26 protein-coding genes and 2 pseudogenes are annotated in these 24,547 nt (G+C 65.0%); 13 read left to right on the top strand and 15 right to left on the bottom strand.

Annotated elements, in window-relative coordinates; translation table 11 throughout:
- Positions 1 to 192: 192 nt before the first annotated feature.
- From CSV86_RS27320 to CSV86_RS33915, 3 genes are all read left to right on the top strand, one after another.
- Positions 193 to 1,005 carry an HDOD domain-containing protein gene (locus CSV86_RS27320; RefSeq protein WP_170395222.1) on the top strand — a complete coding sequence of 271 codons (813 nt, stop codon included), beginning with the start codon at positions 193 to 195 and terminating at the stop codon, positions 1,003 to 1,005.
- 3 nt (positions 1,006 to 1,008) lie between these two features.
- Positions 1,009 to 1,605 (top strand): bifunctional DNA-formamidopyrimidine glycosylase/DNA-(apurinic or apyrimidinic site) lyase, encoded by a 597-nt coding sequence (gene mutM / locus CSV86_RS27325; protein WP_512700235.1) that lies wholly within the window; start codon positions 1,009 to 1,011, stop codon positions 1,603 to 1,605.
- Between the two features lie 164 nt (positions 1,606 to 1,769).
- A complete protein-coding gene (locus CSV86_RS33915) occupies positions 1,770 to 1,820 on the top strand; it encodes a zinc finger domain-containing protein (protein WP_512700234.1) in 51 nt (16 codons plus the stop codon).
- A gap of 148 nt (positions 1,821 to 1,968) precedes the next feature.
- Here the strand turns inward: CSV86_RS33915 and ggt are convergent.
- The 6 genes and pseudogenes from ggt to CSV86_RS27355 form a co-directional block, all read right to left on the bottom strand.
- Positions 1,969 to 3,627, bottom strand: a pseudogene (gene ggt / locus CSV86_RS27330) (gamma-glutamyltransferase); the annotation flags it as partial.
- Positions 3,627 to 3,878 (bottom strand): YfhL family 4Fe-4S dicluster ferredoxin, encoded by a 252-nt coding sequence (locus CSV86_RS27335; protein WP_009396754.1) that lies wholly within the window; start codon positions 3,876 to 3,878, stop codon positions 3,627 to 3,629. The gene CSV86_RS27335 and the pseudogene ggt, both read right to left, overlap by 1 nt.
- Positions 3,879 to 3,989: 111 nt before the next feature.
- Positions 3,990 to 4,469, bottom strand: a complete 480-nt coding sequence (coaD, locus tag CSV86_RS27340; protein ID WP_009396756.1) for a pantetheine-phosphate adenylyltransferase — start codon at positions 4,467 to 4,469, stop codon at positions 3,990 to 3,992.
- Between the two features lie 72 nt (positions 4,470 to 4,541).
- Positions 4,542 to 6,170, bottom strand: coding sequence for a GMC family oxidoreductase (locus CSV86_RS27345; protein WP_009396758.1), 1,629 nt, complete (start codon positions 6,168 to 6,170; stop codon positions 4,542 to 4,544).
- Positions 6,171 to 6,184: 14 nt separating this feature from the next.
- Positions 6,185 to 6,670: a hypothetical protein gene (locus CSV86_RS27350; protein WP_037059463.1), complete on the bottom strand. Its 486-nt coding sequence runs from the start codon at positions 6,668 to 6,670 to the stop codon at positions 6,185 to 6,187.
- A 54-nt stretch (positions 6,671 to 6,724) separates the two neighbouring features.
- On the bottom strand, positions 6,725 to 8,128 hold the full coding sequence (locus tag CSV86_RS27355; RefSeq protein ID WP_009396762.1) for a coniferyl aldehyde dehydrogenase: 1,404 nt from the start codon (positions 8,126 to 8,128) through the stop codon (positions 6,725 to 6,727).
- Positions 8,129 to 8,327: 199 nt separating this feature from the next.
- Here CSV86_RS27355 and CSV86_RS27360 point away from each other — a divergent pair, with 199 nt between their 5' ends.
- Together CSV86_RS27360 and CSV86_RS27365 are read left to right on the top strand one after the other, a co-directional pair.
- Positions 8,328 to 8,993: a TetR/AcrR family transcriptional regulator gene (locus CSV86_RS27360; RefSeq protein WP_009396764.1), complete on the top strand. Its 666-nt coding sequence runs from the start codon at positions 8,328 to 8,330 to the stop codon at positions 8,991 to 8,993.
- 30 nt (positions 8,994 to 9,023) lie between these two features.
- Complete coding sequence (locus tag CSV86_RS27365; protein ID WP_009396766.1) at positions 9,024 to 9,878, top strand: sulfurtransferase; 855 nt, start codon at positions 9,024 to 9,026, stop codon at positions 9,876 to 9,878.
- Here the strand turns inward: CSV86_RS27365 and CSV86_RS27370 are convergent, their stop codons facing one another.
- The 4 genes from CSV86_RS27370 to CSV86_RS27385 form a co-directional block, all read right to left on the bottom strand.
- Positions 9,879 to 10,865 (bottom strand): hydrolase, encoded by a 987-nt coding sequence (locus tag CSV86_RS27370; protein WP_037059395.1) that lies wholly within the window; start codon positions 10,863 to 10,865, stop codon positions 9,879 to 9,881.
- A 91-nt stretch (positions 10,866 to 10,956) separates the two neighbouring features.
- Positions 10,957 to 11,538 carry a 16S rRNA (guanine(966)-N(2))-methyltransferase RsmD gene (rsmD, locus tag CSV86_RS27375; protein ID WP_009396770.1) on the bottom strand — a complete coding sequence of 194 codons (582 nt, stop codon included), beginning with the start codon at positions 11,536 to 11,538 and terminating at the stop codon, positions 10,957 to 10,959.
- A complete protein-coding gene (locus tag CSV86_RS27380) occupies positions 11,538 to 12,986 on the bottom strand; it encodes a M16 family metallopeptidase (RefSeq protein ID WP_009396772.1) in 1,449 nt (482 codons plus the stop codon). The genes rsmD and CSV86_RS27380 overlap by 1 nt, the downstream gene beginning before the upstream one ends.
- Positions 12,983 to 14,335 (bottom strand): M16 family metallopeptidase, encoded by a 1,353-nt coding sequence (locus CSV86_RS27385; RefSeq protein ID WP_009396774.1) that lies wholly within the window; start codon positions 14,333 to 14,335, stop codon positions 12,983 to 12,985. The genes CSV86_RS27380 and CSV86_RS27385 overlap by 4 nt, the downstream gene beginning before the upstream one ends.
- Before the next feature lie 237 nt (positions 14,336 to 14,572).
- On the opposite strand from CSV86_RS27385, the gene ftsY reads away from it, so the two are divergent.
- The 4 genes and pseudogenes from ftsY to rpoH all read left to right on the top strand — a co-directional run bounded on the left by ftsY (position 14,573) and on the right by rpoH (position 18,661).
- A complete protein-coding gene (gene ftsY / locus CSV86_RS27390; protein WP_009396776.1) occupies positions 14,573 to 16,006 on the top strand; it encodes a signal recognition particle-docking protein FtsY in 1,434 nt (477 codons plus the stop codon).
- Complete coding sequence (ftsE, locus tag CSV86_RS27395) at positions 16,003 to 16,674, top strand: cell division ATP-binding protein FtsE (protein WP_009396779.1); 672 nt, start codon at positions 16,003 to 16,005, stop codon at positions 16,672 to 16,674. The genes ftsY and ftsE overlap by 4 nt, the downstream gene beginning before the upstream one ends.
- Positions 16,671 to 17,695 (top strand): annotated as a pseudogene (gene ftsX / locus CSV86_RS27400) (permease-like cell division protein FtsX). Before ftsE ends, ftsX begins: the two are co-directional and overlap by 4 nt.
- Positions 17,696 to 17,806: 111 nt before the next feature.
- Positions 17,807 to 18,661 carry an RNA polymerase sigma factor RpoH gene (gene rpoH / locus CSV86_RS27405; RefSeq protein WP_009396783.1) on the top strand — a complete coding sequence of 285 codons (855 nt, stop codon included), beginning with the start codon at positions 17,807 to 17,809 and terminating at the stop codon, positions 18,659 to 18,661.
- Positions 18,662 to 18,816: 155 nt separating this feature from the next.
- On the opposite strand, the gene mtgA is transcribed toward rpoH, so the two are convergent.
- A complete protein-coding gene (gene mtgA, locus CSV86_RS27410; protein ID WP_009396785.1) occupies positions 18,817 to 19,518 on the bottom strand; it encodes a monofunctional biosynthetic peptidoglycan transglycosylase in 702 nt (233 codons plus the stop codon).
- 68 nt (positions 19,519 to 19,586) lie between these two features.
- Here mtgA and CSV86_RS27415 point away from each other — a divergent pair, with 68 nt between their 5' ends.
- The 4 genes from CSV86_RS27415 to trmB all read left to right on the top strand — a co-directional run bounded on the left by CSV86_RS27415 (position 19,587) and on the right by trmB (position 21,841).
- Complete coding sequence (locus CSV86_RS27415; RefSeq protein ID WP_009396787.1) at positions 19,587 to 19,958, top strand: DUF423 domain-containing protein; 372 nt, start codon at positions 19,587 to 19,589, stop codon at positions 19,956 to 19,958.
- A 102-nt stretch (positions 19,959 to 20,060) separates the two neighbouring features.
- Positions 20,061 to 20,261: a sulfur carrier protein ThiS gene (gene thiS, locus CSV86_RS27420; protein ID WP_009396789.1), complete on the top strand. Its 201-nt coding sequence runs from the start codon at positions 20,061 to 20,063 to the stop codon at positions 20,259 to 20,261.
- Positions 20,262 to 20,311: 50 nt separating this feature from the next.
- Entirely contained in the window at positions 20,312 to 21,106 is a 795-nt protein-coding gene (locus CSV86_RS27425; RefSeq protein WP_009396791.1) for a thiazole synthase, read from the top strand.
- Between the two features lie 9 nt (positions 21,107 to 21,115).
- The gene (trmB, locus tag CSV86_RS27430) at positions 21,116 to 21,841 is read left to right on the top strand and encodes a tRNA (guanosine(46)-N7)-methyltransferase TrmB (RefSeq protein WP_009396793.1); all 726 of its coding nucleotides are present in this window, start codon (positions 21,116 to 21,118) and stop codon (positions 21,839 to 21,841) included.
- Positions 21,842 to 21,946: 105 nt separating this feature from the next.
- Here the strand turns inward: trmB and CSV86_RS27435 are convergent, their stop codons facing one another.
- Genes CSV86_RS27435 through CSV86_RS27450 form a run of 4 tightly spaced genes read right to left on the bottom strand, consistent with a single transcriptional unit; the run spans position 21,947 to position 24,521 of the window.
- Positions 21,947 to 22,273 (bottom strand): DUF3392 family protein, encoded by a 327-nt coding sequence (locus CSV86_RS27435; RefSeq protein ID WP_009396795.1) that lies wholly within the window; start codon positions 22,271 to 22,273, stop codon positions 21,947 to 21,949.
- Between the two features lie 9 nt (positions 22,274 to 22,282).
- Entirely contained in the window at positions 22,283 to 23,497 is a 1,215-nt protein-coding gene (gene hemW / locus CSV86_RS27440; RefSeq protein ID WP_009396797.1) for a radical SAM family heme chaperone HemW, read from the bottom strand.
- A complete protein-coding gene (gene rdgB, locus CSV86_RS27445) occupies positions 23,494 to 24,090 on the bottom strand; it encodes an RdgB/HAM1 family non-canonical purine NTP pyrophosphatase (protein ID WP_009396799.1) in 597 nt (198 codons plus the stop codon). The genes hemW and rdgB overlap by 4 nt, the downstream gene beginning before the upstream one ends.
- Positions 24,087 to 24,521, bottom strand: coding sequence for a DUF4426 domain-containing protein (locus tag CSV86_RS27450; protein WP_009396801.1), 435 nt, complete (start codon positions 24,519 to 24,521; stop codon positions 24,087 to 24,089). Before CSV86_RS27450 ends, rdgB begins: the two co-directional genes overlap by 4 nt.
- Positions 24,522 to 24,547 lie beyond the last annotated feature (26 nt).

Consider the following 24,547-nt stretch of genomic DNA (forward strand, 5'->3'; position numbering starts at 1 on the left):
GTCGCTCCGGAAAAAAGAGCGGGAGTATAGCGTGCCGACCCTTGCCGCGCCCGCCGCTGCGACAAATTGCATGGCGACTGGCCGTCACTCGGTCGGGCGATCGGGTTAGAATCGCCCGTCAGCCCCGAGTATGAAGCCATGACCCAGGAACTTTCAGCCGAACAGATCCAGCAAGCCCTGCAAGGCATCAGCGTGCCGCCACAACCGCAGATCATGGTCGACCTGCAGATGGAGCAGTACATGCCTGACCCCGACCTGGAGGTGATCGCCAGGCTGATCTCCCAGGACCCCGGGCTCTCCGGCGCGTTGCTGAAGATCGTCAATTCGGCGCACTACGGGCTGACCAACAAGATCGCCTCGATCCAGCGCGCGGTGAACCTGCTGGGCAGCCGCTCGATCATCAACCTGATCAACGCCCAGTCGATCAAGGGCGAGATGAGCGATGAAACCATCGTTACCCTCAACCGTTTCTGGGACACCGCCCAGGACGTGGCCATGACCTGCCTGACCCTGGCCAAGCGCTTCGGCTCCCAGGCGGTGGACGAGGCCTATGCGCTGGGGCTGTTCCACGACTGCGGGGTGCCGCTGATGCACAAGCGCTTCCCCGATTACATGAGCGTGCTGGAAGACGCCTACGCCAGCGCCGGCGAGCGCCAGCGGGTGGTGGACACGGAAAACCAGGTGTTCAACACCAACCATGCGGTGGTCGGCTACTACACCGCCAAGTCGTGGCGCCTTCCGGAGCATGTCAGCAGCGCCATCGCCAACCACCACAACGCCCTGGCGGTGTTCAGCGACGAGTCGCCGCGCACCGCGCCGCTGAAGAACCTGCTGGCGATCCTGAAGATGGCCGAGCATATCTGCGCCTCGTACCGGGTGCTGGGCAACCAGAACGTCGATCACGAATGGAACACGGTCGGGCACCTGGTGCTGGACTATATCGGCCTGTCGGAATACGACTTCGATAACCTCAAGCAGACCATCCAGGAACTGGGTAGCCACTGATCCATGCCTGAATTACCTGAAGTCGAAACTACTCGCCGCGGCATTGCCCCTTATCTCGAAGGCCAGCGCGTCAGCCGCGTGATCGTCCGCGACCGGCGCCTGCGCTGGCCAATCCCGGAGGACCTCGACGTACGCCTGTCCGGGCAGCGCTTCGTCTCGGTCGAGCGACGGGCCAAGTACCTTTTGCTCAATGCCGAGGTGGGGACCTTGATCAGTCACCTGGGCATGTCCGGCAACCTGCGCCTGGTGGAAATCGGCCTGCCAGCGGCAAAGCACGAGCATGTGGATATCGAGCTGGAGTCCGGGCTGGCACTGCGCTACACCGATCCACGGCGTTTCGGCGCGATGCTGTGGAGTCAGTCGCCGCTGGAGCATGAACTGCTGGCCAGGCTCGGGCCGGAGCCGCTGACCGACCTGTTCGAAGGGGAGCGCCTGTTCCAGATGTCGCGCGGGCGGTCGATGGCGGTCAAGCCGTTCATCATGGACAACGCGGTGGTGGTGGGCGTGGGCAATATCTATGCGACCGAAGCGCTGTTCGCGGCCGGTATCGATCCGCGGCGCGAGGCGGGGAGCATTTCCCGGCGCGCTACCTGCGCCTGACCGTGGAAATCAAGCGCGTCCTGGCGGCGGCGATCGAGCGTGGCGGCACCACCTTGCGCGACTTTATCGGCGGCGACGGGCAGCCGGGGTATTTCCAGCAGGAGCTGTTCGTCTATGGGCGGGGCGGGGAGCCGTGCAAGGTGTGTGCTTCGACCTTGCGGGAAGTGAAGCTGGGGCAGAGGGCCAGTGTGTTTTGTCCGCGGTGCCAGAAGTAGGGTTTTGTGCTGGATTAGCTGGCCTCATCGCTGGCAAGCCAGCTCCCACAGGTTCAGCGGTGCACGCGGTCCCTGTGGGAGCTGGCTTGCCAGCGATGAGGCCAGTAAGAACACCCAAAAGCTCAGTGCTCCAGCACCTCTGAACTGCCAACCCCCGTGGATCGCTGGCCGACTCCAGCCGCCCGTCCTGCTTATCCCAGAACAGCACCTGCTGGTTCCCGTAGCTGCGCCCCACATCCTTCAGGTTGTATCCCCGGCCCTGCAGGTCCTTCATTTCGGCTGCCGTGAACGCTCCCGGCTCGTGCTCCACCACATCCGGCAGGTACTGGTGGTGATAACGCGGCACCGCCGGCCAGGTGCTCACCGGTCGTCCGTCCAGGTATTCCAGCATCGACAGCAGCACCATGCTCGGAATCCGGCTGCCCCCTGGCGTACCGAAGGCGGCGAATTCCCTGGGGCTTTCGATGAAGCTCGGGCTCATGCTCGACAGCGGCCGCTTGCCCGCCGCCACCGCGTTGGCCTGGCTGCCCGCCAGCCCGTAGCTGTTGCTGCCTTGGGGATCGGCGGCGAAGTCGTCCATTTCGTTGTTCAGCACCACACCGGTTCCTACCGGCGTAAAGGCTGCGCCAAATGGCAGGTTGACCGACAGGGTCGCGGCCACCGCATTGCCCTCGGCATCGATCACCGCAAAGTGCGTGGTGTGATCACCCTCGCGCCAGGGCGGCGCGGGCGGCAGGCTGGCGCTGGGCGTGGCGTCGTGGACATCGATACTGTCGGCCAGGGTCGTCAGGTGATGGCGCGAAAGCAGGCGCGGGACCGGGTTATCCACATGGTCCGGATCGCCGAGCAGGCCGCGATCACGGTAGGCCCGGCGCAGCACTTCCAGCACATAGTGGGCGCGCTGGATGCGGTCCGCGCTTTGCCACGGCAGGCGTTGCAGCATCGCCAGGCTCTGGGCGATGGCGACACCGCCGGCAGAGGGCGGCGGGGCGCTGATCAGCTCGCGCTGGTTGGCCAGGCGGTAGCGCAGCGGCTCGCGTTCGACGACACGGTAATCGGCCAGGTCGTCCTGGCTCCAGATGCCGCCCGATGCGTTCACTTCCTGTACCAGCTTCGCCGCCACTGGCCCGCGATAGAACCCGTCGCGGCCATGCTCGGCCAGTCGTTGCAGGGTGGCCGCCAGTTCCGGTTGACGAATCAGCGTTCCTTGCGCAGGCACCCGGCCCTGGTCGAGAAACAGCCGCGCGGTTTCCGCGTCGTCGCGCATGGCGCCCTGGCGCATTTCGGCGCGGTCGCGGTAGATGCGATCAACGGCAAACCCCTGGTTGGCCAGGCGAATCGCCGGGGCCAGGGAATTCTTCAACGGCAGCTTGCCGTAGCGCGCCGCCAATTCGTCCAGCGCCGCCGGCAGGCCGGGAATGGCCGCGGCCAGCGGACCGTTGATCGATAGCCCGGGTTGTTCCTTGCCGTCCTTCAGGTACATGTCCGCCGTGGCCCTGCCGGGCGCGCGTTCACGGGCGTCGATAAAGCGATAGGCGGTTGGATTGCCGGGCTGGCGCAGCAGGAAGAAACCACCGCCGCCAAGGCCCGAACCGTAGGGCTCGACCACGGCCAGCGCAGCGCTGATGGCAATCGCCGCGTCGAAGGCATTGCCGCCTTGCTCGAGGACTTCCCGTGCCGCAGCGGTCGCGGCAGGATGGGGCGTGGCCAGCGCCGCGCGACCTGGCCCGTCGGCCAGGGCCGCGACGCTGCATAGCGCCAGGCCGGCGCCAAGAACCAGGTTACGCAGCGCGGCGGCGCCGGTCATCAGGCCTTGCCGGTGATACGGCGGTACTTGGCCATCAGCTCTTCTTCGGTTTCCGGATGGGCTTCATCGAGGGGGATGCAGTCTACCGGGCAGACCTGCTGGCACTGGGGTTCGTCATAGTGGCCGACGCACTGGGTGCACAGGTTCGGGTCGATCACGTAGATCTCTTCGCCCTGGGAGATGGCGGCGTTCGGGCACTCGGGTTCGCAGACGTCGCAGTTGATGCAATCGTCGGTGATGATCAGGGACATGGGGACTCCGGCCAGGTTGTCAGGCCCTGGCAATTGAAAACCAATGGGCGCGATTGTGCCGTATTAGCGCCGATCTTGCACGCGGGCAGCGGTTTTCCTGGCCGGATGAGATTACTTCTTGAAACGCTCGGTCAGCGCGTCGGCCACCGCCGGGTGGACGAACTTGCTGATATCGCCGCCCAGTGCCGCGATCTCGCGGACCAGGGTCGAGGAGATGAACGAATAACGTTCCGACGGGGTGAGGAACAGGCTCTCGACGTCGGGCGCCAATTGCCGGTTCATGTTCGCCAGCTGGAATTCGTACTCGAAGTCGGACACCGCGCGCAGGCCGCGCAGGAACACGTTGGCCTGCTGCTCCTTGGCGAAGTGCGCCAGCAAGGTGGAGAAGCCGAGGACTTCGACGTTGGGCAGGTGCCTGGTCACTTCACGCGCCAGTTCGACCCGTTGTTCCAGGGGGAACAGCGGATTCTTCTTGGGGCTGGCGGCGACCGCGATGATCACATGATCGAACAGACGCGAGGCGCGTTCGACCAGATCGCCATGGCCCTTGGTAATAGGGTCGAAAGTACCCGGGTACAACACTCGGTTCATCGCGTCGTCCTGGCAGGAGTGCGTTAGGGACTCGGATGGTAGCGCAGCCGATACGCCCGGGCCAAGTCGCCATCATCGGCCAAAGGCACTATGGACAAGGTCGCCGGATGGGGTTGCGAGGCGTTCGCCGAGCAACTGGCTGAGGCGCGCGGCGATGGCGTACACCGACAATTGCGGGTTGGCACCGATGCTGGTGGGGAACAGCGAGCCGTCGTGGATCGACAGGTTTTCCAGTTGGTGATGGCGGCCCAGGCTGTCGCAGACGCTCTGGGCCGGGTCCTTGCCCATCGCACAACCGCCCATCACGTGGGCGCTGCCGAGGCGGGTGAGGAACAGTTGCAGATCGAGGCCATCGATCATTGCCCTGGCTTCGGCCAGGTTGTGCGCGGGTCGGCTGGCGGCGTGCAGCGGCTGCACGCTTTCGGCGCCGGCTGCGAACTGGATTTCGGCCATGCTATGGAAGGCCCGGCGCACCCCGTCCCAGGCGTACGGCGAAACCGAATAGTCCAGCACCGGCGAGCCATCGCTGCGCAGCTCCACGCTGCCGCCGATGCTCTGCGGGTGAAAACCGTCGCGCAGCAGGGCCAGCATCACATGGGTATTGGGCAGGTCGGCCATGCGCAGGGCATTGTCCTCGCCGAACCCGCCGAGCAGGGTCGCGGCCAGGGCCGGGTGCAGGGGCGGGACTTCCAGCTTGTAGCCCATCGGCCCGTCGATGCCGTTGCGCCACTGGAAATGGTCGCTGTAGATCGACTGCGGTGCGCCGTAGAACGGGTTTACCGGCTCGGCAAAGCGCGCGGCGCTGAAATTGACCAGGTGCAGGAAGGTGCGCTTGCCGAGGAGCCGGTGCGGGTCCGGCGCTTTGGAACGCAGGAGCAGCGCCGGGCTGTTGATGCCTCCGCCGGCCAGCACGTAGTGGCGGGCGCGCACGCGGATGCGCCGGTCGGTCGGCGCCACGCATTGCGGGTCCATGGCCACGCAGTGCAACGCCTCGATCCTCTCGCCGTCGTGCTCCAGGTATTCGGCGCGGGCCAGGTAGAGCAGTTCTGCACCCTCTTCGAGTGCCGCTGGAATGCTGGTGACCAGCATCGACTGCTTGGCATTCACCGGACAGCCCATGCCGCAATAACCCAGGTTCCAGCAGCCGCGGACATTGCGCGGGATCACCTTCCAGTCCAGGCCCAGCGCCGCACACCCCCGGCGCAGCACGTCGTTGTTGGCATTGGGCGGCATCTGCCAGGGCGCGATGCCGAGGCGCCGCTCCATGCGCTCGAACCAGGGGGCGAGGTCGTCCACGCCATGGCCCTCGACTCCATGTGTGCTGGCCCAGTGGCGCAAGGTCGGCTCCGGTGTGCGGAAGCTGGAGGTCCAGTTGATCAGGGTGGTGCCGCCTACCGCGCGGCCTTGAAGGATGGTGATCGCGCCGTCCTTGCTGAGGCGGCCGATGCCTTCCTGGTAAAGGCTGGCGTAGGCCTCGTTCTCCAGCATGTGGAAGTCGCTGCTGGTTTTCAGCGGACCTTCTTCGATCAGCAGCACCCGGTAGCCGGCAGCGCTCAGTAGCTCTGCGCTGGTGGCGCCGCCGGCACCGCTGCCGATGATGGCGATATCGGTTTCCAGGTCCAGGTGGTGATCCAGGGCCGAGGCGTCACGGGCTTTCCAGCCGCGGGCGAGGCCTTCGCGGAACGGGTCGGATACGGGCATGGTCAGGCTCTTGTTCAGATCTTCGGTGGGCCGGGGTAACCGCACGCGCCCCAGGATCCGGGCAGGCTGTACCAGGCCATCAGCAGCAGTTGCAGCAGCGAGCAATAGCCCTGGCGCAGCAGGTTCAGCGAGCTGTCGCGCCAGCGCCGGAGAAAGGCTTCGATAGCCTGCGGCGATGCCTGCTGCCACGGGCCCCAGATACCGGTAAGCGGACCTCGGGTGAAAGGCAGGGCAAGCACATCGAACAGTTGCCGGGTCAGCTTGAGCATTTCCGGCGACAGGCTGGCCAGGGCTTCGTCGAGGCGGGCGAGGACCTGCTCGAGCGGCGCTGCGGTACCTTGCAGCACCACCGGCGTGACTGCCCGCAGCATCGGCAGATCGTCGTCGCGCAGGATGCGATAGCCGGGTGCCGCCGTTGCGGGGCTGCAACCGACCAGGCTGGCGCCGCCGAGGAACAGCGTGGCGCCAAGGCTGAACTTGAGCAGGCCGCGACGGTTCAGCGCGGCGGCCTGGTGCAGGCGTGTTGTCATTGTTGTGGGCCTGTTATGCAGCGATCAGCGAATAAAGAAACGGTACACCAGCTGTTGCAGGCGCTTGCCGTAGGGCGGGTAGATCAGCCGCGCCAGGTTCAGGCGCTGCTTGGCCAGCACGCCCTTGGCCTGGCTGAAGGTCTGGAAACCCTCGAAACCATGGTAGTGCCCCATGCCTGACGGGCCGACGCCGCCGAACGGCAGGTCGTCCTGGGCCACATGCAGCAGGGTGTCGTTGAGGCAGGCACCGCCGGAATGGGTGTTATCCAGTACCAGGCGCTGCTCCCCGCGCTCGTAGCCGAAGTAGTACAGGGCCAGAGGGCGCGGGCGCTGGTTGACGTAGGCAATGGCATCGTCGATCTGGTCGTAGGGCACCACCGGCAGCAAGGGGCCGAAGATCTCGTCCTGCATCACCTGCATGGCATCGCTGACATTTTCCAGGACCAGCGGCGGCAAGCGCCGGTCCGCTGGAGTTTCCTCCGGGTACAGGCTGGTGATCCGCGCGCCCTGGCGGCGGGCGTCGTCGAGGTAGCCGTTGAGCCGGGCCAGGTGACGCGGGCTGATGATCGCCGTGTAGTCGGGGTTGCCGGTGATTTGCGGATAAAAGCGCCGAACGGCGTCGCGGTAGGCGTCGATGAAGCCCGGGATGCGCTCGCGCGGCACCAGCACGTAGTCGGGGGCGACGCAGGTCTGCCCGGCGTTGAGGGTCTTGCCGAAGGCGATGCGTTCGGCGGCGTCGGCCAGGGGCACTGTGTTCGAGACAATGGCCGGAGACTTGCCGCCCAGCTCAAGGGTCACGGGGGTCAGGTTGGCAGCGGCGGCGCTCATCACCTTGCGGCCAATGCTGGTTGCGCCGGTGAACAGCAGGTGGTCGAAGGGCAGGCGCGAGAAGGCTTCGCCCACTTCGGCCTCGCCGAGGACCACGCAGACCATGTCGGCGGGAAACACCGATTCGAGCACGGACTTGAGCACCAGGCCGGTCGCCGGAGTGGCTTCGCTGAGCTTGAGCATCACCCGGTTGCCGGCGGCGAGGGCGCCGGTCAACGGGCCGATGGCGAGGAACAGCGGGTAGTTCCACGGCACGATGACGCCAACCACGCCCAGCGGCTGGTAGTGGATGCGAGCGCTGGCAGGCTGGAAGGCCAGGCCGACGGCGCGACGGACAGGTTTCATCCAGCGCGACAGGTGTTTTTCCGCGTGGGCCAGCCCGAGCACGCTGGGCATGAGTTCGGCGAGCCGGGTCTCGTCGGCGCTGCGGCCGTCGAAGTCCTGGTCGATGGCGGCGACCAGCTCGTCCTGGCGTGCGATCAGGGCCTGGCGCAGTGCCTTGAGCCACTGCCGGCGCTGGGCCAGGGGCGGCATGGGCAGGCGGGCGAAGGCGGCGCGTTGGTCGGCGAACAGGGTGTCGAGCCAGTCCAGTTGGGGCATCGGGGCCTCCGTGATTTGTTGTTTGGGCTAGAGCATATACTCTAATTCTGGTTTTGTATGGCTTTGAGGGCCTCATCACTGGCAAGCCAGCTCCCACAGGGTCCGCGGTGAATCCCCCACAGATGCCATGGATGCAACCCACCGACCGACGCCGTAAGATCAACCCATCATTCAAGCTCATGAATCCGGAACCCGTGTCATGGCCCCGCGCATCAAGACCCGCGAGCGCATCGTGCAAAACAGCCTGGAACTGTTCAACCAGCAGGGCGAACGCAGTGTCAGCACCAACCACATCGCCGCGCACATGGAGATTTCGCCGGGCAACCTGTACTACCACTTCGCCAATAAGCAGGAAATCATTGCCGAGTTGTTCAGTCAGTATGAGGAACAGGTCGAGAGCTTCCTGCACCCGCCCAAGGGCCGCCTGGCCACGGTCGAAGACAAGCGTTTCTATTTGCAGGCGATCCTCGCGGCGATGTGGAACTACCGCTTCCTGCACCGCGACCTGGAACACCTGCTCGACAGCGACAAGGCGCTGGCCGACCGTTACCGGCGTTTTTCCCAGCGCTGCCTGCTGCAGGGCCAGGCCATCTACGAGGGTTTCGTCAGCGCCGGGATCCTTGAGATGACCCCGGTGCAGATCGAAGCGCTGACGCTCAATACCTGGATCATCCTGACGTCCTGGGTGCGCTTTCTCTGCACCACCCGGGAAAATTCCGCCCACCTGAGTGAAGAAGCCATCAAGCGTGGTGTCTATCAGGTACTGGTGCTGGAGCTCGGCTATGTCACCGCCACGGCGAAGCCGGCGGTGGACGCGCTGTGCGAAGAATTCCACGTTCCGCTGCAGCATGCGCTGGAGCAGTAGCGTGCCCTTTCAATCGATATGGAGACTGTCATGCCCCTCGCGCAACTGATTGCACCCCGGCAACTGGCGGAACGCCTTGGCGAGCCGAAGCTGGTGATTCTCGATTGTCGTTTCGCCCTGGAGGACGTTGACTACGGTCAGCGCAGCTACGCCGAGGGGCATATCGCCGGCGCGCATTTCGCCGACTTGGAGCGCGATCTCAGCGGGCCGGTGGTCAAGGGTGTGACCGGGCGTCATCCGCTGCCGCAGCCCGGGCGGCTGATCGAGCGCTTCCAGCAGTGGGGCATCAGCAATGACAGCGACGTGGTGCTGTACGACGACGGCCCCGGTGCCTTCGCCGCCCGCGCCTGGTGGTTGCTGGCCTGGCTTGGCAAACGCAACGGGGTATTCATCCTCGATGGCGGGCTGAAGGCCTGGCACGCGGCGGGCCTGCCGTTGAGCCTGGATCCGGCGGAGCGCCACGAAGGCACCTTCAGCGGCAAGCCCGATCCGAAGCTGCTGGTGAGTGCCCAGCAATTGCGCGAGCGCCTGGGCGATCCGGCCCTGACCCTGCTCGATGCCCGCGCCCTGCCGCGCTTCCGTGGCGAAGTGGAACCGATCGACCCGGTGGCGGGGCATATTCCGGGTGCGCAATGCGCGGCTTTCACCGACAACCTTGGCAGCGACGGGCGCTTCCTCCCGCCCGACCAGCTCAAGGCGCGTTTCGCCGCATTGCTGGGTTCACGCAAGCCCGAAGAACTGGTGGCCTATTGCGGTTCCGGCGTTACCGCCTGCCATAACCTGTTTGCCCTGAGCCTCGCTGGCTACCCGCTGGCACCGCTGTACGCCGGCTCCTGGAGCGAATGGATCACCGACCCGCAGCGCCAGGTCGCTACCGGCGACTGATCAGCCCAGTTGCGCCAGCCACTCGGGAATCCGCCGTTCCAGGTAGTACCCCGGCTGGCGCAGGCTGCCATCGACGAATCCGACATGACCACCGTGGCTATGCAGCTCCAGGGTGGTGGTGCGTGCCAGTTCACTGGCCTCGGGCAGGCTGTGGCGGAACACGAAGGGGTCGTCGCTGGACTGGATGATCAGCGTCGGCGTGCGGTTTTCGCCCAGGTAATAGCGGCTGGACGAGCGCTTGTAGTAGTCGTGGGCATCGCTGAAACCGTTGAGCGGCGCGGTGATGCGCCCGTCGAAGTCCCAGAAGGTGCGCATGTTGGTCAGCGGACCGAGGCGGGACAAGGCTTCGAGGCCTTCGTGATGGCCGCGATGGAGGAAGTCGCGCTCCTTGGTCTTCACGTAGCTGATCATTTCGCGGATGAAGTGCCGCTGGTAGACCCGGGAAAAACCCAGGCCGATGCGGTCGGCGCACTGGTCGAGGCGAAACGGCACCGACACTGCCACGGCGCCTTGCAACTGGCTGGCCGAGCCGGCTTCGCCCAGGTGCTTGAGCAGGACATTGCCGCCCAGCGAATAACCCACCGCGTACAACGGCGCCGAGGGCCGTTGCGCGCGCAAATGGGCGATCACCTCGGCCAGGTCCTCGCTGGCGCCGGAGTGGTAACTGCGGGCGAGCAGGTTCGGTTCGCCCGAGCAGCCGCGCCAGTTCACCGCCACGCTGGCCCAGCCTTGCGCCTGCAAGGCGTGCTGCAAGCCAAGCACGTAATGGGAGGACGACGACCCGGTCAGTCCGTGCAATACCAGCACCAGCGGCGCATCGGCGCGATGCGGGCCGCCCCAGTCCAGGTCGAGGAAGTCGCCATCGGCCAGCCACAGGCGCTCGCGCTGGTGAGCCAGGGGCAACGATTTGCGCCACAGAGGCCCCCAGAGGGTTTGCAGGTGAGGATTGCGCAGGCCCGTTGCGGGCGTGAAGGAAGACGTGGACATAGGACATCACTCGGAAAAACGCGGCAGCTCTGTCAACCAGTGTATGTGCTGGTTGCAGCAGCTGCCGCGCCGTATGACGGACAGATGACGATCAGCCGCGTTCCCACAGTGCGTAGTGCACCTGGCCGGCTTTCTTTTCCCGGTGCAGGCGCCAGCTACCCGGCAGGGCCAGGGACGATGGCGCGGCCTCGCTTTCGGTGTAGATCCAGGCGTGATCAGCCAGCCAGCCGCCGTTTTCCAGCAACTCGCAGGTTTTCGGCAGCAAATCCTGATGGAACGGCGGGTCGAGGAAGACCACGTCGAACCGCTGCTTCGCCTCGCCCTGCAGATAGCGCAGGACATCGCTCTGCACCACCTGCCCGCGCGGGCAGCGGAGGATTTCCAGGTTGTTCTTCAGGCTGGCGATGGCTGCCGGGTTGCTGTCCACGGCCACGGCGTCGCCGGCACCGCGGGACAGCGCTTCCAGGTACAGGGCGCCGGCACCGGTAAAGGCATCCAGCACCTTGGCCCCTTCGATATGCGGGGCAAGCCAGTTGAACAGGGTTTCCCGCACCCGGTCCGGCGTCGGGCGCAGGCCGGGGGCGTCGGGGAAGCTCAGGCGACGGCTGCGCCATTCGCCGGCGATGATGCGCAACTGGCCTTGGCCCGCGTGCGGCTTGGATGGACTGGCCATTAATGCTCCGGTACGCCGAGCGGCTGCTCGGCGGGTTTGGCGAGGGGTGGTGGCAACGGTTGCTGCGGCACCTTCGGCCCTGCTGTAACGATAACCAGCTTGTCCGCGGACAGGTGGCGATTCAGCGCATCCCGGACCTGCTCGACGGTCAGTTCCTGGGATTGGCGCATGTAGTCTTCAAGGTAGGTCAGCGGCAGGTTGTAGAAACCGATGGCGCCCAATTGCCCAACGATGCTTGCGTTGCTGGCGTTGGACAGCGGGAAGCTGCCGGCCAGCTCGCGCTTGGCGTCGTCCAGCTCCTGCTGGGTCGGCCCGGTCTTGAGGTAATCGCGCAGCAGGTCCTGGACCAGCTTCAGGGTGCCTTCGCTCAGCTCGGCCCGGGTCTGCAGGTTGATCATGAACGGCCCGCGCGCCTGCATCGGCACGAAGGTGGAATAGACGCCGTAGGTCAGGCCGCGTTTCTCGCGGACTTCGCTCATCAGCCGGGTGCCGAACGAGCCGCCACCGAGGATCTGGTTGCCCAGGGACAGCGCGGCATAATCCGGATCGTTGCGGTCGATGCCCAGTTGCGCCAGCAGCAGGTGGGTCTGCTTGGACGGGAAGTCGATATGGCTCGGGCCGGCCTTGGGTTCCACCGGCTGCTCGACCTTGGCCAGCGCCGGGCCTTTCGGCAGGGCGGCGGAAACCTGGGCGGCGATGGCTTCGGCGTCCTTGCGGCTGAGGTCGCCGACCAGGGCGATCACCGTGTTGCCGGCGGCATAGGCCTTGGCGTGGAAGGCGCGCAACTGGTCCACGGTGATCGGCGGGATGCTCTCGGCGGTGCCGTCGGCCGGATGCCCATAGGGATGCTTGCCGTACAGCCGCTCGAACAGTTGCAGGCTGGCCAGCTTGCCGGGGTTCTGCTTCTGGTATTCGAAGCCGGCGAGGATCTGGTTCTTGATCCGGGCTATGGCATCGGCGGGGAAGGTCGGTTTGCCGACCACTTCGGCGAACAGCTTGAGCGCCGGCTCGCGCTTGTCGGCAACGCTCAGGCTGCGCAGCGAGGCTACCGCCATGTCGCGGTAGGCGCCGTTGCCGAAGTCCGCGCCCAGGCCTTCGAAGCCTTCGGCGATGGCATTGACGTCCTTGCCGGCCACGCCTTCGTTGAGCATGGCGTTGGTCAGCGAGGCGATGCCTGGCAGGTTGCCGTCATGGCTGCTGCCGGCGGCGAAGGTCAGGCGCAGGTCGAACATCGGCAGCTCGTGGGCCTCGACGAAGAGCACGCGGGCGCCTTCGGCGGTGTTCCAGGTCTGGATGTCCAGGGTGCGGTGGGTGGGCGGCGCCTTGCCCTCCAGTTCCGCGACGGATTGCAGGGTGTTGGCGGGCTTGGTATCAGCGGCCTGCACCGGAGCCATGAGGGCAAAGGCCAGGGCGGTGGCGGCGAACAAGCGGATGGTCGGCTGGATCATTTCGCCGGCTCCTCGGGCAGTACATGGGCAACGCTCAGGCGTTCGCGGGTGAAGTAGGTGCGGGCGGCGGCCTGGATGTCCGCCGGGGTCACGCTCTTCAGCTCGTCCAGTTCGTTGTCGATCAGCTTCCACGACAGGCCGACGGTCTCCAGCTGGCCGATGGTGGTGGCCTGGCTGCTGATGGAGTCGCGATCGTAGACCAGGCCGGCGATGACCTGGGCGCGCACGCGTTCCAGTTCCTCGGCGCTGGGCGGGGTGGTCTTGAGCTCGTCCAGCAGTTTCCAGATACCGGCCTCGACCTCGGCCAGGGTCTTTTTCTTCTGGGTGTTCGGCGTCGCCGAAAGGACGAACAGGCTGTCGCCGCGGGCGAACGAGTCGTAGCGGCTGGAGGCGCCGGCCACCAGTTCTTCGCCGCGCTCCAGGCGGCTGGCCATGCGCGCGCTGTAGCCGCCGTCGAGCAGGGCGGAGATCAGGCGCAGGGCGTGGACTTCACGCGGGTTCTTCGCAGTGGCCAGGCCCGGTACGTTGAAGCCGAAGATCAGGCTCGGCAGCTGGGTGCGGACATGCACGGTGAGCTGGCGCAAGCCGGGCTCGGCCAGTTCCAGCGGCAGTTTGCTCGGCGGCAGGCTGCGTTTCGGGATCGTCGCGAACCAGCGCTCGGCCAGCTTGCGCACTTCATCCACGGTGACGTCGCCGACCACCACCAGGGTGGCGTTGTTCGGCGCGTACCAGGACTCGTACCAATGGCGCAGCTCCTCGACCTTCATGCGCTGCAGGTCGGCCATCCAGCCGATGGTCGGGGTGTGGTAGCCGCTGGCCGGATAGGCCATGGCCTTGAACAGTTCGTAGGCCTTGGCCCCCGGATTGTCGTCGGTGCGCAGGCGACGCTCTTCCTTGATTACCTCGATTTCGCGGCTGAACTCGTCGGCCGGCAGGCGCAGGCTGGCCATGCGGTCAGCCTCCAGTTCCAGGGCGACGTTCAGGCGATCGCGGGCCAGCACCTGGTAATAGGCGGTGTAATCGTCGCTGGTGAAAGCATTTTCCTCGGCGCCGAGGTCGCGCAGGATGCGCGAGGCTTCGCCCGGGCCGAGCTTCTCGCTGCCCTTGAACATCATGTGTTCCAGGGCGTGGGACAGGCCGGTCTGACCCGGGGTCTCGTAGCTGGAACCCACCTTGTACCAGACCTGCGACACCACCACCGGGGCGCGGTGGTCTTCGCGTACGACCACCTTGAGGCCGTTGTCGAGGATGAATTCATGGGTGGGTTGCGGGTCGGCGGCGAAGGCCGCGAGGGGCATGCAGATCGTGCCGAGCAGTAGGCCGGCGGCACGGCGGGCTAGAGCATTCATCGATGATTCAACCTGTTGGGCTGCCCGCTTGGCCTTAGCGTCGGCGGGCTAGGAGGTGCTAGGATACTGATCCGGTTGCCTGGCGACCATGCCTGTCGAGGATGTCGCCGCAAAGGCTCCCCCGACAAAATAGACGACGCGCACGAACGAGCCGGCTTCAAAGGAGTCTGTTCTGCGTTACAAAAGAATTCTGAGGCGCCGCACTGGCGCATCGCCACCCTGAGATAGCCGTCTTCCATGTTTGGTTCCAACGACGACAAGAAAACGCCGGGCGCCCCCGGTGAAAAGAAAGGCCTGTTCGGCTGGCTGCGCAAGAAGCCCCAGCAACCTGTTGTCGAACAGCCTGAAACCCAGGCCCCTGACGCTCCCGAACTTGCTCCGGCAGCGATCGCGGAGGTGCCGGTCGCGGCTGCGCCGGTGGTCGCTCCCGAGCCTGTCGCGCCGGCGATTGTCGAGCCGCCTGTTGCACCGCCTCCCGTGCCGGAGTCCAGCCTGGTCCTGCCGGTGCCGGAAGAGCCGGTAGCGCTGGTGCCTGACCTGGAACCGACACCCCCGCCGCCGATTCCCGAACTGCCCGCCGTCGCTGCCCAGCCTGCGCCGCAACCCGCTCCCGCAGTGGTTCCGCCGCCCGCTCCCGTGGTTGCTCCAGCGCCCGCACCGCTCGCTCCGGTGGTCGTGGCCGAGCCTGAACCGGTCGTCGCTGCGCCTGTGGTGGCGCCTGCTGCTGCAGAAGAAACCCGTACCGGCTTCTTCGCCCGCCTCAAGCAAGGCCTGTCGAAGACCAGCGCCAGCATCGGCGAAGGCATGGCCAGCCTGTTCCTCGGCAAGAAGGCCATCGACGACGACCTGCTCGACGAAATCGAAACCCGCCTGCTGACCGCCGACGTCGGTGTCGAAGCCACTTCGCTGATCGTGCAGAACCTCACCCAGAAGGTCGCGCGCAAGCAACTGGCCGACGCCGACGCCCTGTACAAATCGCTGCAGGCCGAACTGGCGGCACTGCTCAAGCCGGTCGAACAGCCGCTGCGCATCGAATCGCAAAACAAGCCGTTCGTGATCCTGGTGGTCGGCGTCAACGGTGCCGGCAAGACCACGACCATCGGCAAGCTGGCGAAGAAGCTCCAGCTCGAAGGCAAGAAGGTCATGCTGGCCGCCGGCGACACCTTCCGCGCCGCAGCGGTCGAGCAGTTGCAGGTGTGGGGCGAGCGCAACCATATCCCGGTCATCGCCCAGCACACCGGTGCCGACTCGGCCTCGGTGATCTTCGATGCCGTGCAGGCCGCCAAGGCCCGTGGCATCGACGTGCTGATCGCCGACACCGCCGGGCGCCTGCATACCAAGGACAACCTGATGGAAGAGCTGAAGAAGGTCCGTCGGGTCATCGGCAAGCTGGATGCCGATGCGCCGCACGAGGTCCTGCTGGTGCTCGACGCCGGTACCGGCCAGAACGCCATCAACCAGGCCAAGCACTTCAACCAGAGCGTCGAACTGACGGGTCTGGCCCTGACCAAGCTGGACGGCACCGCCAAGGGCGGGGTGATCTTCGCCCTGGCCAAGCAGTTCGGCCTGCCCATTCGCTATATTGGCGTAGGGGAAGGGATCGACGATCTGCGTCCGTTCGAGGCGGAACCCTTCGTTAAAGCACTGTTTGCCGAGCAGGAGCATCCATGATTCGATTCGAACAGGTCGCCAAACGCTATCCGAATGGTCACGTTGGCCTGCATGAGTTGAGTTTTCGGGTGCGGCGGGGCGAGTTTCTGTTCGTGACCGGTCACTCCGGCGCCGGCAAGAGCACCCTGTTGCGCCTGTTGCTGGCGATGGAGCGTCCGACCAGTGGCAAGCTGCTGTTGGCCGGACAGGACCTGGGGCAGATCAGCACTGCGCAGATCCCGTTCCTGCGCCGCCAGATCGGTGTGGTCTTCCAGAACCACCAATTGCTGTTCGATCGCACCGTGTTCAACAACGTCGCCTTGCCGTTGCAGATCCTCGGCCTGTCCAAGGTCGAGATCGCCAAGCGGGTCGACTCGGCGCTCGAGCGCGTGGCGCTTTCGGACAAGGCCGAGCTGTTCCCCGGTGATCTTTCCACCGGCCAGCAGCAGCGCGTCGGCATCGCCCGCGCCATCGTGCATCGTCCGGCCCTGCTGCTGGCGGACGAACCTACCGGTAACCTCGACCCGCGCCTGGCCGCGGAGATCATGGGTGTTTTCGAAGATATCAACCGCCTGGGCACCAGCGTGCTGATCGCCAGCCACGACTTGGCCCTGATCGCGCGCATGCGTCACCGCATGCTGACGCTGCAGCGCGGCCGCCTGATCGGCGATGGGGAGGCCGGGCAATGAGTGCGACACGCAGTCCGAAAGTATCCGAACGGGTGGCGCCGAAACCGGCCGATCCGCAACCGAAGAAAAAGAAGGGCGCCGAAGACGACGACGGCCCGGATTTCCGCACCCTGCTGCACGCCTGGCTGGAAAGCCATCGCTCCAGCCTGCTGGACAGTCTGCGCCGCCTCGGCAAGCAGCCGATCGGCAGTTTCTTCACCTGCCTGGTCATGGCGGTGGCGTTGAGCCTGCCCATGGGCCTGTCGTTGATCCTCAGCAATATCGAACGGCTCGGCGGATCCTGGCAACGCGCGGCACAGATTTCCCTGTACCTCAAGCTGGATACCAGCGTGCGCGATGGCGAAGCGCTGCGCGAGCAGATCAGGACACTGCCCGGGGTGGCGGATGCCGAATACGTCAGCCGCGAACAGGCGCTGAACGAGTTCCAGCAGCAGTCCGGCCTCGGCGAAGCCTTGCGCGAGCTGCCGGAAAACCCGCTGCCGGGTGTAGTGGTGGTGACGCCGAACGAGGTCGACAAGCCGGCGCTGGACGCACTGCGTCAACGTCTGGCCGAACTGCCGCATGTGGAGCTGGCCCAGCTCGACCTGGTTTGGGTCGAGCGTCTGGCGGCGATTCTCAAGCTGGGCGACCGTTTCGTCTTCGGCCTGACCGTATTGCTGGTATCGGCGCTGTTGCTGGTGATCGGCAATACCATTCGCCTGCATATCGAGAACCGCCGCACGGAAATCGAAGTCATCAAGCTGGTCGGCGGCACCGACAGCTACGTTCGCCGCCCCTTCCTTTATATGGGGGCGCTGTATGGCCTGGGGCGGGGATCCTGTCCTGGGGAGTGCTGGCATTCGGGTTGAACTGGCTGAATGACGCGGTGGTCGACCTTTCAGGACTGTATGGCAGCGACTTCGCCCTGGCCGGTGTGCCCTCGGCCGATGGTCTGTCGCTCTTGCTTGGGGCGGTGCTGTTAGGGTATATCGGTGCATGGATCGCGGTTGCTCGCCACCTGAGTGAGCTGGCCCCGCGATAGTGTCTTTTTGCCGGCATTGACTATACAAGTGAGGGGAACTTGTCTCGCGGTTCCCGGTCAATGATGGCAGTGCCTACGGGCACGAGTTCAGTGAGTCGGAGGTTTTTTCGTATGACCACTTCTTTGCAACCTGCTTATGCGCTGGTCCCGGGTGCAAACCTCGAGGCCTACGTGCACACGGTGAACAGCATTCCATTGCTGACCGCCGAGCAGGAGCGTGAACTGGCCGAGAGTCTCTACTATGAGCAAAATCTTGAGTCCGCTCGGCAAATGGTGCTCGCGCACCTGCGCTTCGTAGTACATATCGCCCGCAGCTACGCCGGCTACGGGCTGGCCCAGGCCGACCTGATCCAGGAAGGCAACGTCGGCCTGATGAAGGCAGTCAAGCGCTTCAACCCGGAAATGGGCGTGCGTCTGGTGTCCTTCGCGGTGCACTGGATCAAGGCCGAGATCCACGAATTCATCCTGCGCAACTGGCGCATCGTCAAGGTTGCGACCACCAAGGCCCAGCGCAAGCTGTTCTTCAATCTGCGCAGCCAGAAGAAGCGTCTGGCCTGGCTGAACAACGACGAAGTGCATCGCGTCGCTGAAAGCCTGGGTGTGGAGCCGCGTGAAGTCCGCGAAATGGAAAGTCGCCTGACTGGCCAGGACATGGCCTTCGACCCGGCTTCCGAAGCCGACGATGACAGTGCCTTCCAGTCGCCAGCCAACTATCTGGAAGACCATCGCTACGACCCGGCTCGCCAACTGGAAGATGCCGACTGGAGCGACAGCTCGTCGAACAACCTGCATGAAGCCCTGCAAGGCCTGGACGAGCGCAGCCGCGATATTCTCTACCAGCGTTGGCTGGCAGAGGAAAAGGCCACCCTGCATGACCTGGCGGCCAAGTACAGCGTCTCCGCGGAACGTATCCGCCAGCTGGAGAAGAACGCGATGAACAAGGTGAAGGCCTTGATCGCTGCTTGACGCTCCGGTAGCCGGAAAAAGAAAACCCGACTCGCAAGGTCGGGTTTTTTGTTGCCTGTTAAGGCCTCATCGCTGGCAAGCCAGCTCCCACAGATACTGCATACACCGGACCTGTGGGAGCTGGCTTGCCAGCGATGAGGCCGGAGCAGACGCCATCACCGTGACTGCAACTGCTGCAGATAACCATCCCCACCCAACTGGCTCATCTGCTGCCGAATCCACCCGGCTCGCCGCGCCACGTAGGTGCTCGGGCGGCTGGCACTCCAGTTGCGCGGATTGGGCAACACTGCCGCCAGCAAACTGGCCTGCTGCCGGCTCAGCCGGCTCGCATCCACGCCAAAGTGATGTCGCGCTGCGGCCTGGGCACCGAACACGCCTTCATCCCACTCGGCGCTGTTCAGGTAGACCTCGAGAATCCGCTCCTTCGACCAGAACAGCTCGATCAGCGCGGTGAACCATACTTCCAGCCCCTTGCGCAGCCAGCTGCGGCCGGACCAGAGGAACTGGTTCTTCGCCACCTGCTGGCTCAAGGTGCTGGCGCCGCGGATAGTTCCGCCCCGTTCGTTATGTGCCAAGGCCGCCTGGATGGCGGTGAAGTCGAAGCCATGGTGGCTGGCGAACTTCTGGTCCTCGCCAGCGATCACCGCAACCTTCAGATCATCGGAGATCCTGTCCCAGGGCTCCCAGTCCCGTTGCAGGTCAATGGGCTCGCCATCGATCCACGACTCGATCTTGCGCTCGACCATCAACGCCGTCCCCGGTGGCGGAACGACACGGAAAACCAGCACCAGCACGACGCTGCCAGCGGCGAACCAGAGCGCGGCACGGAAAAGGCGGCGGAGAACGGATGACAGCATGATGATGGCTTGGCCGCGGCGGATGAGCGGGCCATTATACAGGCCCGTGTCTCCTTGGAGTTCTTCGCATGCTTCGCAGCTTCCTCTTGCTGGCGGCCTTCTTCGGCTTCACCGGCGTAGCCCTGGGCGCCTTTGCTGCCCATGGCCTGAAGGCCCGCCTCAGTGCCGAGTACCTGGCGATTTTCCAGACCGGCGTGACCTACCAGTTGATCCACGCCCTGGCCCTGTTCGGCGTGGCCATCCTCAGCGTGCATTTGCCCGGTCGCCTGACCACCTGGGCCGGCAGCCTGTTCATCCTGGGCATCCTGCTGTTTTCCGGCAGCCTGTATCTGCTTACCCTGAGCGGCGTCGGCAAGCTCGGCATCATCACCCCGATTGGCGGCGTGGCATTCCTTGCCGGCTGGCTGTGCCTGGGCCTGACGGCCTGGCGCCTGAGCTGACTCATGGGTCGAAAATCGTGACGAATGGTGCCGGCCACCCTTGGGTTCGGGCGTTGATCGGCGCTAGAATGCGGGCCCCTGAAAACAATGGCGGCCGTGCGCATGCGCATCCAACTGAACGGTGAACCTTACGAATTGCCCGACGGCGAGAGCGTCGCGGCGCTGCTGGGCCGGCTCGACCTGGCCGGGCGCCGGGTGGCGGTCGAACTGAACCTGGACATCGTGCCGCGCAGCCAGCACGAGAGCACCGCCCTCAGCGAGGGCGACCAGGTCGAGGTGGTCCACGCCATCGGCGGCGGCTAGGAACCAGCCGCGACCACCCGCAAGTCCCTCACCCCACAAGAGGATCAACGATGAGCAACGTTCGTAGCGACAAGCCCTTCACCCTGGCCGGTCGTACCTTCCAGTCACGTCTGCTGGTCGGCACCGGCAAGTACCGCGACCTGGAAGAAACCCGCCTGGCCATCGAGGCCTCGGGCGCCGAGATCGTCACCGTCGCCGTGCGCCGGACCAACATCGGCCAGAACCCGGGCGAGCCGAACCTGCTCGACGTACTGCCGCCAGACCGCTACACCATCCTGCCCAACACTGCCGGCTGCTACGACGCGGTCGAAGCCGTGCGCACCTGCCGCCTGGCTCGCGAACTGCTGGATGGCCACAACCTGGTCAAGCTGGAAGTGCTGGCCGACCAGAAAACCCTCTTCCCTAACGTGATCGAAACCCTCAAGGCCGCCGAAGTGCTGGTCAAGGACGGTTTCGACGTAATGGTCTACACCAGCGATGACCCGATCATCGCCCGCCAGCTGGCCGAAGCCGGCTGCATCGCGGTCATGCCGCTGGCTGGCCTGATCGGCACTGGCCTGGGGATCTGCAACCCGTACAACCTGCAGATCATCCTCGAAGAAGCCAAGGTCCCGGTGCTGGTGGATGCCGGTGTCGGTACCGCTTCCGACGCCACCATCGCCATGGAGCTGGGTTGCGAGGCGGTGCTGATGAACTCTGCCATCGCTCATGCGCAGCAGCCGGTGATGATGGCCGAGGCCATGAAGCATGCGATCATCGCCGGTCGCATGGCGTACCTCGCCGGCCGCATGCCGAAAAAACTCTATGCCAGCGCCTCGTCGCCGCTGGATGGCCTGATCAAGTAAGAGTCCCAGATGACCGAATCGCAAGAAACGCCTGTCACCGAAGAAGGCGAAGAGCGCCAGCACCGCCGCATCAAGAGTTTCGTGATGCGCGCCGGGCGCATGACCGAAGGCCAGCAGCGCGGCCTGGAGCAGGGCGGCCCGCTGTACATCCTCAAGCTGGCCGACAGCCCGGTGGACTACGACCAGGTATTCGGTCGCTCGGCGCCGCGCACCCTGGAAATCGGCTTCGGCATGGGCCACTCCCTGCTGGAGATGGCGGCTGCCGCGCCGGAGCAGGACTTCATCGGGGTCGAGGTACACCGTCCGGGTGTCGGTGCGCTGCTCAACGGCGTGCTGACCCAGGGCCTGAAGAACCTGCGGGTGTATGACTGCGATGCCATCGAAGTGCTGAACCGCTGCGTCGCCGACAACAGCCTCGATCGCCTGATGCTGTTCTTCCCGGATCCATGGCACAAGAGCCGGCATCACAAGCGCCGTATCGTCCAGCCGGAATTCGCCGAGCTGGTACGGCGCAAGCTGAAGGTCGGCGGTGTATTCCACATGGCTACCGACTGGGAGCCCTATGCCGAGTACATGCTGGAAGTGATGAGTGCAGCGCCGGGTTACCGCAACCAGGCGGCGGACGGGGCCTATGTGCCGCGGCCGGAAGAGCGTCCGATCACCAAGTTCGAGCGCCGTGGTGAGCGCCTGGGGCATGGGGTGTGGGATTTGAAGTTCGAGAAGCTGGCTGATTGATTCAGTGCTTCCGAGGGCCTCATCGCTGGCAAGCCAGCTCCCACAGGTATCGCGTGCACCGCTGAACCTGTGGGAGCTGGCTTGCCAGCGATGAGGCCCTCAATATTACCCCCGCCGATCGGCCACTACACCGATCAACACCAGCACCACCAGCAACACCGGAGCCAGCGCATAGTTGTTGAACTGGCTCAGTCCCCGCACCACCCACGGAGTGGCGTAGATCAAGGCAGCGCCGCTACCGATCAGCACCAGCAGCGCCATGAACGGCACGCGCAGGGCGCCGGCCAGGTTGCCCAGGCGGCCTTCGACCCAGCTTTTGATATCGGTGCCGAATAGCACCAGCAGACAACCCACCAAAGCCAGGGAAATCTCCGACAGATTGCTGCGGCTCCAGCGGGAGATGGTCGAGAGCAGGTCGAGTACCAGGTCCATGCGCTTTCCTTAGGTCAAGAAGTACTGCAACAGGTCATTGAGGAACAACTGGCCGCGTGGCGTGGCGACCAGCCGCGTCGGTTCGACTTGCAAAAGGCCCTTTTGTTCGGCCTCGCGGCGAGCCTCCTTCAGTTGGTCCATCGGCAGCCCTGTGCGTTGGCTGAAGAGTGTCGCCTCCACGCCGTCGGTCAGGCGCAGGGCATTCATCAGGAATTCGAACGGCAGTTCATCCAGTGGCAACAGCTTCTCCCCGGCCTTGAAGGCCTTGGCCGGGTTCAGGTAGTCCTTGGGCAGGCGGGTCTTCCAGGTACGCAGGATGCGCCCGTCCGGGTGGCTGAGCTTGCCGTGGGCGCCGGCGCCGATACCGATGAAGTCGCCGAAGCTCCAGTAGTTCAGATTGTGGCGTGCTGCCTTGCCCGGCTGGGCATAGGCGGAGATTTCGTACTGGCGATAACCGTGGCTGGCCATCAGGGCCTGGCCGGCTTCCTGGATATCCCAGAGGATGTCGTCCTCCGGCAGCTCCGGCGGCTGGTTCCAGAACACCGTGTTCGGTTCCAGGGTCAACTGGTACCACGACAGGTGCGTCGGACCCAGGTCGATGGCCTGCTGCAGATCGGCCAGGGCTTCATCGAGGGTCTGGTCCGGCAGGCCGTGCATCAGGTCGAGGTTGAAGTTGTCGAAGCCGGCGTTGCGCGCCATATCCGCCGCGCGAATCGCTTCGTCACCATTGTGGATGCGCCCGAGGGCTTCAAGCTTGCTCTGCTGGAAGCTCTGGATGCCGATGGACAGGCGATTGATGCCCAACTGGCGGTAGGCCTTGAACTTTTCCTGCTCGAAGGTCCCGGGGTTGGCTTCCAGGGTGATCTCGATATCGCTGGCAAACGGAATGCACTGCTCGACCCCGGCCAGCAGCCGGCCCAAGGCCTTGGCGCTGAACAGGCTCGGCGTACCGCCGCCGAAGAAGATGCTGCTGATCGGCCGGCCATGGACCGCCGGTAGCTCCTGCTCCAGATCGGCCAGCAGCGCGTCGACATATTCCTCTTCAGGCAGGTTGGCGCTGGCGGTGTGGGAGTTGAAGTCGCAGTACGGGCATTTGCGCACGCACCACGGGATATGGATGTACAGCGCCAGGGGCGGAAGCTGCGGCAGCGCCGCCCGTGGTGCCTGAGTGGTGAAACCTGCCTCGTCCGCGTGCAGTGGCTGGGCTGGCGATTTTTCGGTCATGCCAGGCCCAGACGTTGACGCAGCAGGCTCATTGCACGGGCGCGGTGACTCAAGCGGTTCTTGTCGGCCGGGGCCAGGTCGGCGCTGGAGCAGTTGGTTTCCGGCACCCAGAACAACGGGTCGTAGCCAAAGCCGTACTCGCCGCTGGCAGCGGTGAGAATGCGACCGTGCCACAGGCCTTCGCAGAGGATCGGCAGCGGGTCATCGGCATGCCGCACCAGGGCCAGGACGCAGACGAACTGTGCGCCGCGCTCGGCTTCCGGTACATCCTTCAGGGCGTCGAGCAGCTTGGCGTTGTTCGCCGCGTCGCCCTTGCCGTCGGCATAGCGCGCGGAGTAGATACCCGGTGCACCGCCGAGGAAGTCCACGGCCAGGCCCGAGTCGTCGGCCAGCGCCGGCAGACCGGAAATACGCGCGGCATTGCGCGCCTTGAGGATGGCGTTCTCGACGAACGACAGGCCGGTTTCTTCCGGCTCGACGCTGCTGAATTCACCGATGGAACGCAGTTGCACGGTGTCACCGAGCATGGCCTGCAGTTCCTTGAGTTTGCCTGCGTTGTGGCTGGCCAATACGAGTTGCTGGATATTCATCATTCGCCCGGGAATACGGTTTGAGTGAAGCTGAAGTCGTTGCTGGTGTCACCGGAGCCGACCTTGATCGCGAAGGTGCGGCTTTCTTCCTGTTCGATCGGGAACTGCGCCAGGTAGTAGATGGAGCCCTGGTCGGTAACCTGCTTGAACGTCAGGGCGCTCTGGCGGCTGGTCAGGTCGCTGACGGTACCGCTGACATTGGCCACTGCGGGCTTGCCGCCCTTGAGCACGGTAATGTTGATCACACCCTGGTTCTTGCTGCGGACCAGCCCGGCGGCCTGGGCCGTGGCGGGCTGCACGAAGGTCGAGTTGAACACGCTGTAATGCACGGTGACGTCGCCGAACACTTCCTTGCGTTCCGGCTTCGCGGCATCGGCGGCCAGCGCCGGCATGGCCAGGCACAGGCTGATCAACAACAGGGCTAGACGACGCATGATCCTATCCTCCGATTTCGATGACG

Source organism: Pseudomonas bharatica CSV86, assembly GCF_000319305.2.
GTDB classification, from domain to species: Bacteria; Pseudomonadota; Gammaproteobacteria; order Pseudomonadales; family Pseudomonadaceae; genus Aquipseudomonas; species Aquipseudomonas bharatica.

Excerpts from the sequence above, each read along its gene's own strand:
- thiS (WP_009396789.1), top strand. The coding sequence starts at position 20,061 with ATGCGCATCCAACTGAACGGTGAACCTTACGAATTGCCCGACGGCGAG.
- CSV86_RS27435 (WP_009396795.1), bottom strand. The coding sequence starts at position 22,273 with ATGGACCTGGTACTCGACCTGCTCTCGACCATCTCCCGCTGGAGCCGC.
- CSV86_RS27360 (WP_009396764.1), top strand. The coding sequence starts at position 8,328 with ATGGCCCCGCGCATCAAGACCCGCGAGCGCATCGTGCAAAACAGCCTG.
- rsmD (WP_009396770.1), bottom strand. The coding sequence starts at position 11,538 with ATGGCCAGTCCATCCAAGCCGCACGCGGGCCAAGGCCAGTTGCGCATC.
- rpoH (WP_009396783.1), top strand. The coding sequence starts at position 17,807 with ATGACCACTTCTTTGCAACCTGCTTATGCGCTGGTCCCGGGTGCAAAC.
- mutM (WP_512700235.1), top strand. The coding sequence starts at position 1,009 with ATGCCTGAATTACCTGAAGTCGAAACTACTCGCCGCGGCATTGCCCCT.
- hemW (WP_009396797.1), bottom strand. The coding sequence starts at position 23,497 with ATGACCGAAAAATCGCCAGCCCAGCCACTGCACGCGGACGAGGCAGGT.
- CSV86_RS27335 (WP_009396754.1), bottom strand. The coding sequence starts at position 3,878 with ATGTCCCTGATCATCACCGACGATTGCATCAACTGCGACGTCTGCGAA.
- CSV86_RS27345 (WP_009396758.1), bottom strand. The coding sequence starts at position 6,170 with ATGCCCGTATCCGACCCGTTCCGCGAAGGCCTCGCCCGCGGCTGGAAA.
- ftsE (WP_009396779.1), top strand. The coding sequence starts at position 16,003 with ATGATTCGATTCGAACAGGTCGCCAAACGCTATCCGAATGGTCACGTT.
- CSV86_RS27380 (WP_009396772.1), bottom strand. The coding sequence starts at position 12,986 with ATGATCCAGCCGACCATCCGCTTGTTCGCCGCCACCGCCCTGGCCTTT.
- CSV86_RS27355 (WP_009396762.1), bottom strand. The coding sequence starts at position 8,128 with ATGCCCCAACTGGACTGGCTCGACACCCTGTTCGCCGACCAACGCGCC.
- CSV86_RS27365 (WP_009396766.1), top strand. The coding sequence starts at position 9,024 with ATGCCCCTCGCGCAACTGATTGCACCCCGGCAACTGGCGGAACGCCTT.
- CSV86_RS27370 (WP_037059395.1), bottom strand. The coding sequence starts at position 10,865 with ATGTCCACGTCTTCCTTCACGCCCGCAACGGGCCTGCGCAATCCTCAC.
- coaD (WP_009396756.1), bottom strand. The coding sequence starts at position 4,469 with ATGAACCGAGTGTTGTACCCGGGTACTTTCGACCCTATTACCAAGGGC.
- CSV86_RS27415 (WP_009396787.1), top strand. The coding sequence starts at position 19,587 with ATGCTTCGCAGCTTCCTCTTGCTGGCGGCCTTCTTCGGCTTCACCGGC.
- rdgB (WP_009396799.1), bottom strand. The coding sequence starts at position 24,090 with ATGATGAATATCCAGCAACTCGTATTGGCCAGCCACAACGCAGGCAAA.
- ftsY (WP_009396776.1), top strand. The coding sequence starts at position 14,573 with ATGTTTGGTTCCAACGACGACAAGAAAACGCCGGGCGCCCCCGGTGAA.
- CSV86_RS27450 (WP_009396801.1), bottom strand. The coding sequence starts at position 24,521 with ATGCGTCGTCTAGCCCTGTTGTTGATCAGCCTGTGCCTGGCCATGCCG.
- trmB (WP_009396793.1), top strand. The coding sequence starts at position 21,116 with ATGACCGAATCGCAAGAAACGCCTGTCACCGAAGAAGGCGAAGAGCGC.
- mtgA (WP_009396785.1), bottom strand. The coding sequence starts at position 19,518 with ATGCTGTCATCCGTTCTCCGCCGCCTTTTCCGTGCCGCGCTCTGGTTC.
- CSV86_RS27385 (WP_009396774.1), bottom strand. The coding sequence starts at position 14,335 with ATGAATGCTCTAGCCCGCCGTGCCGCCGGCCTACTGCTCGGCACGATC.
- CSV86_RS27425 (WP_009396791.1), top strand. The coding sequence starts at position 20,312 with ATGAGCAACGTTCGTAGCGACAAGCCCTTCACCCTGGCCGGTCGTACC.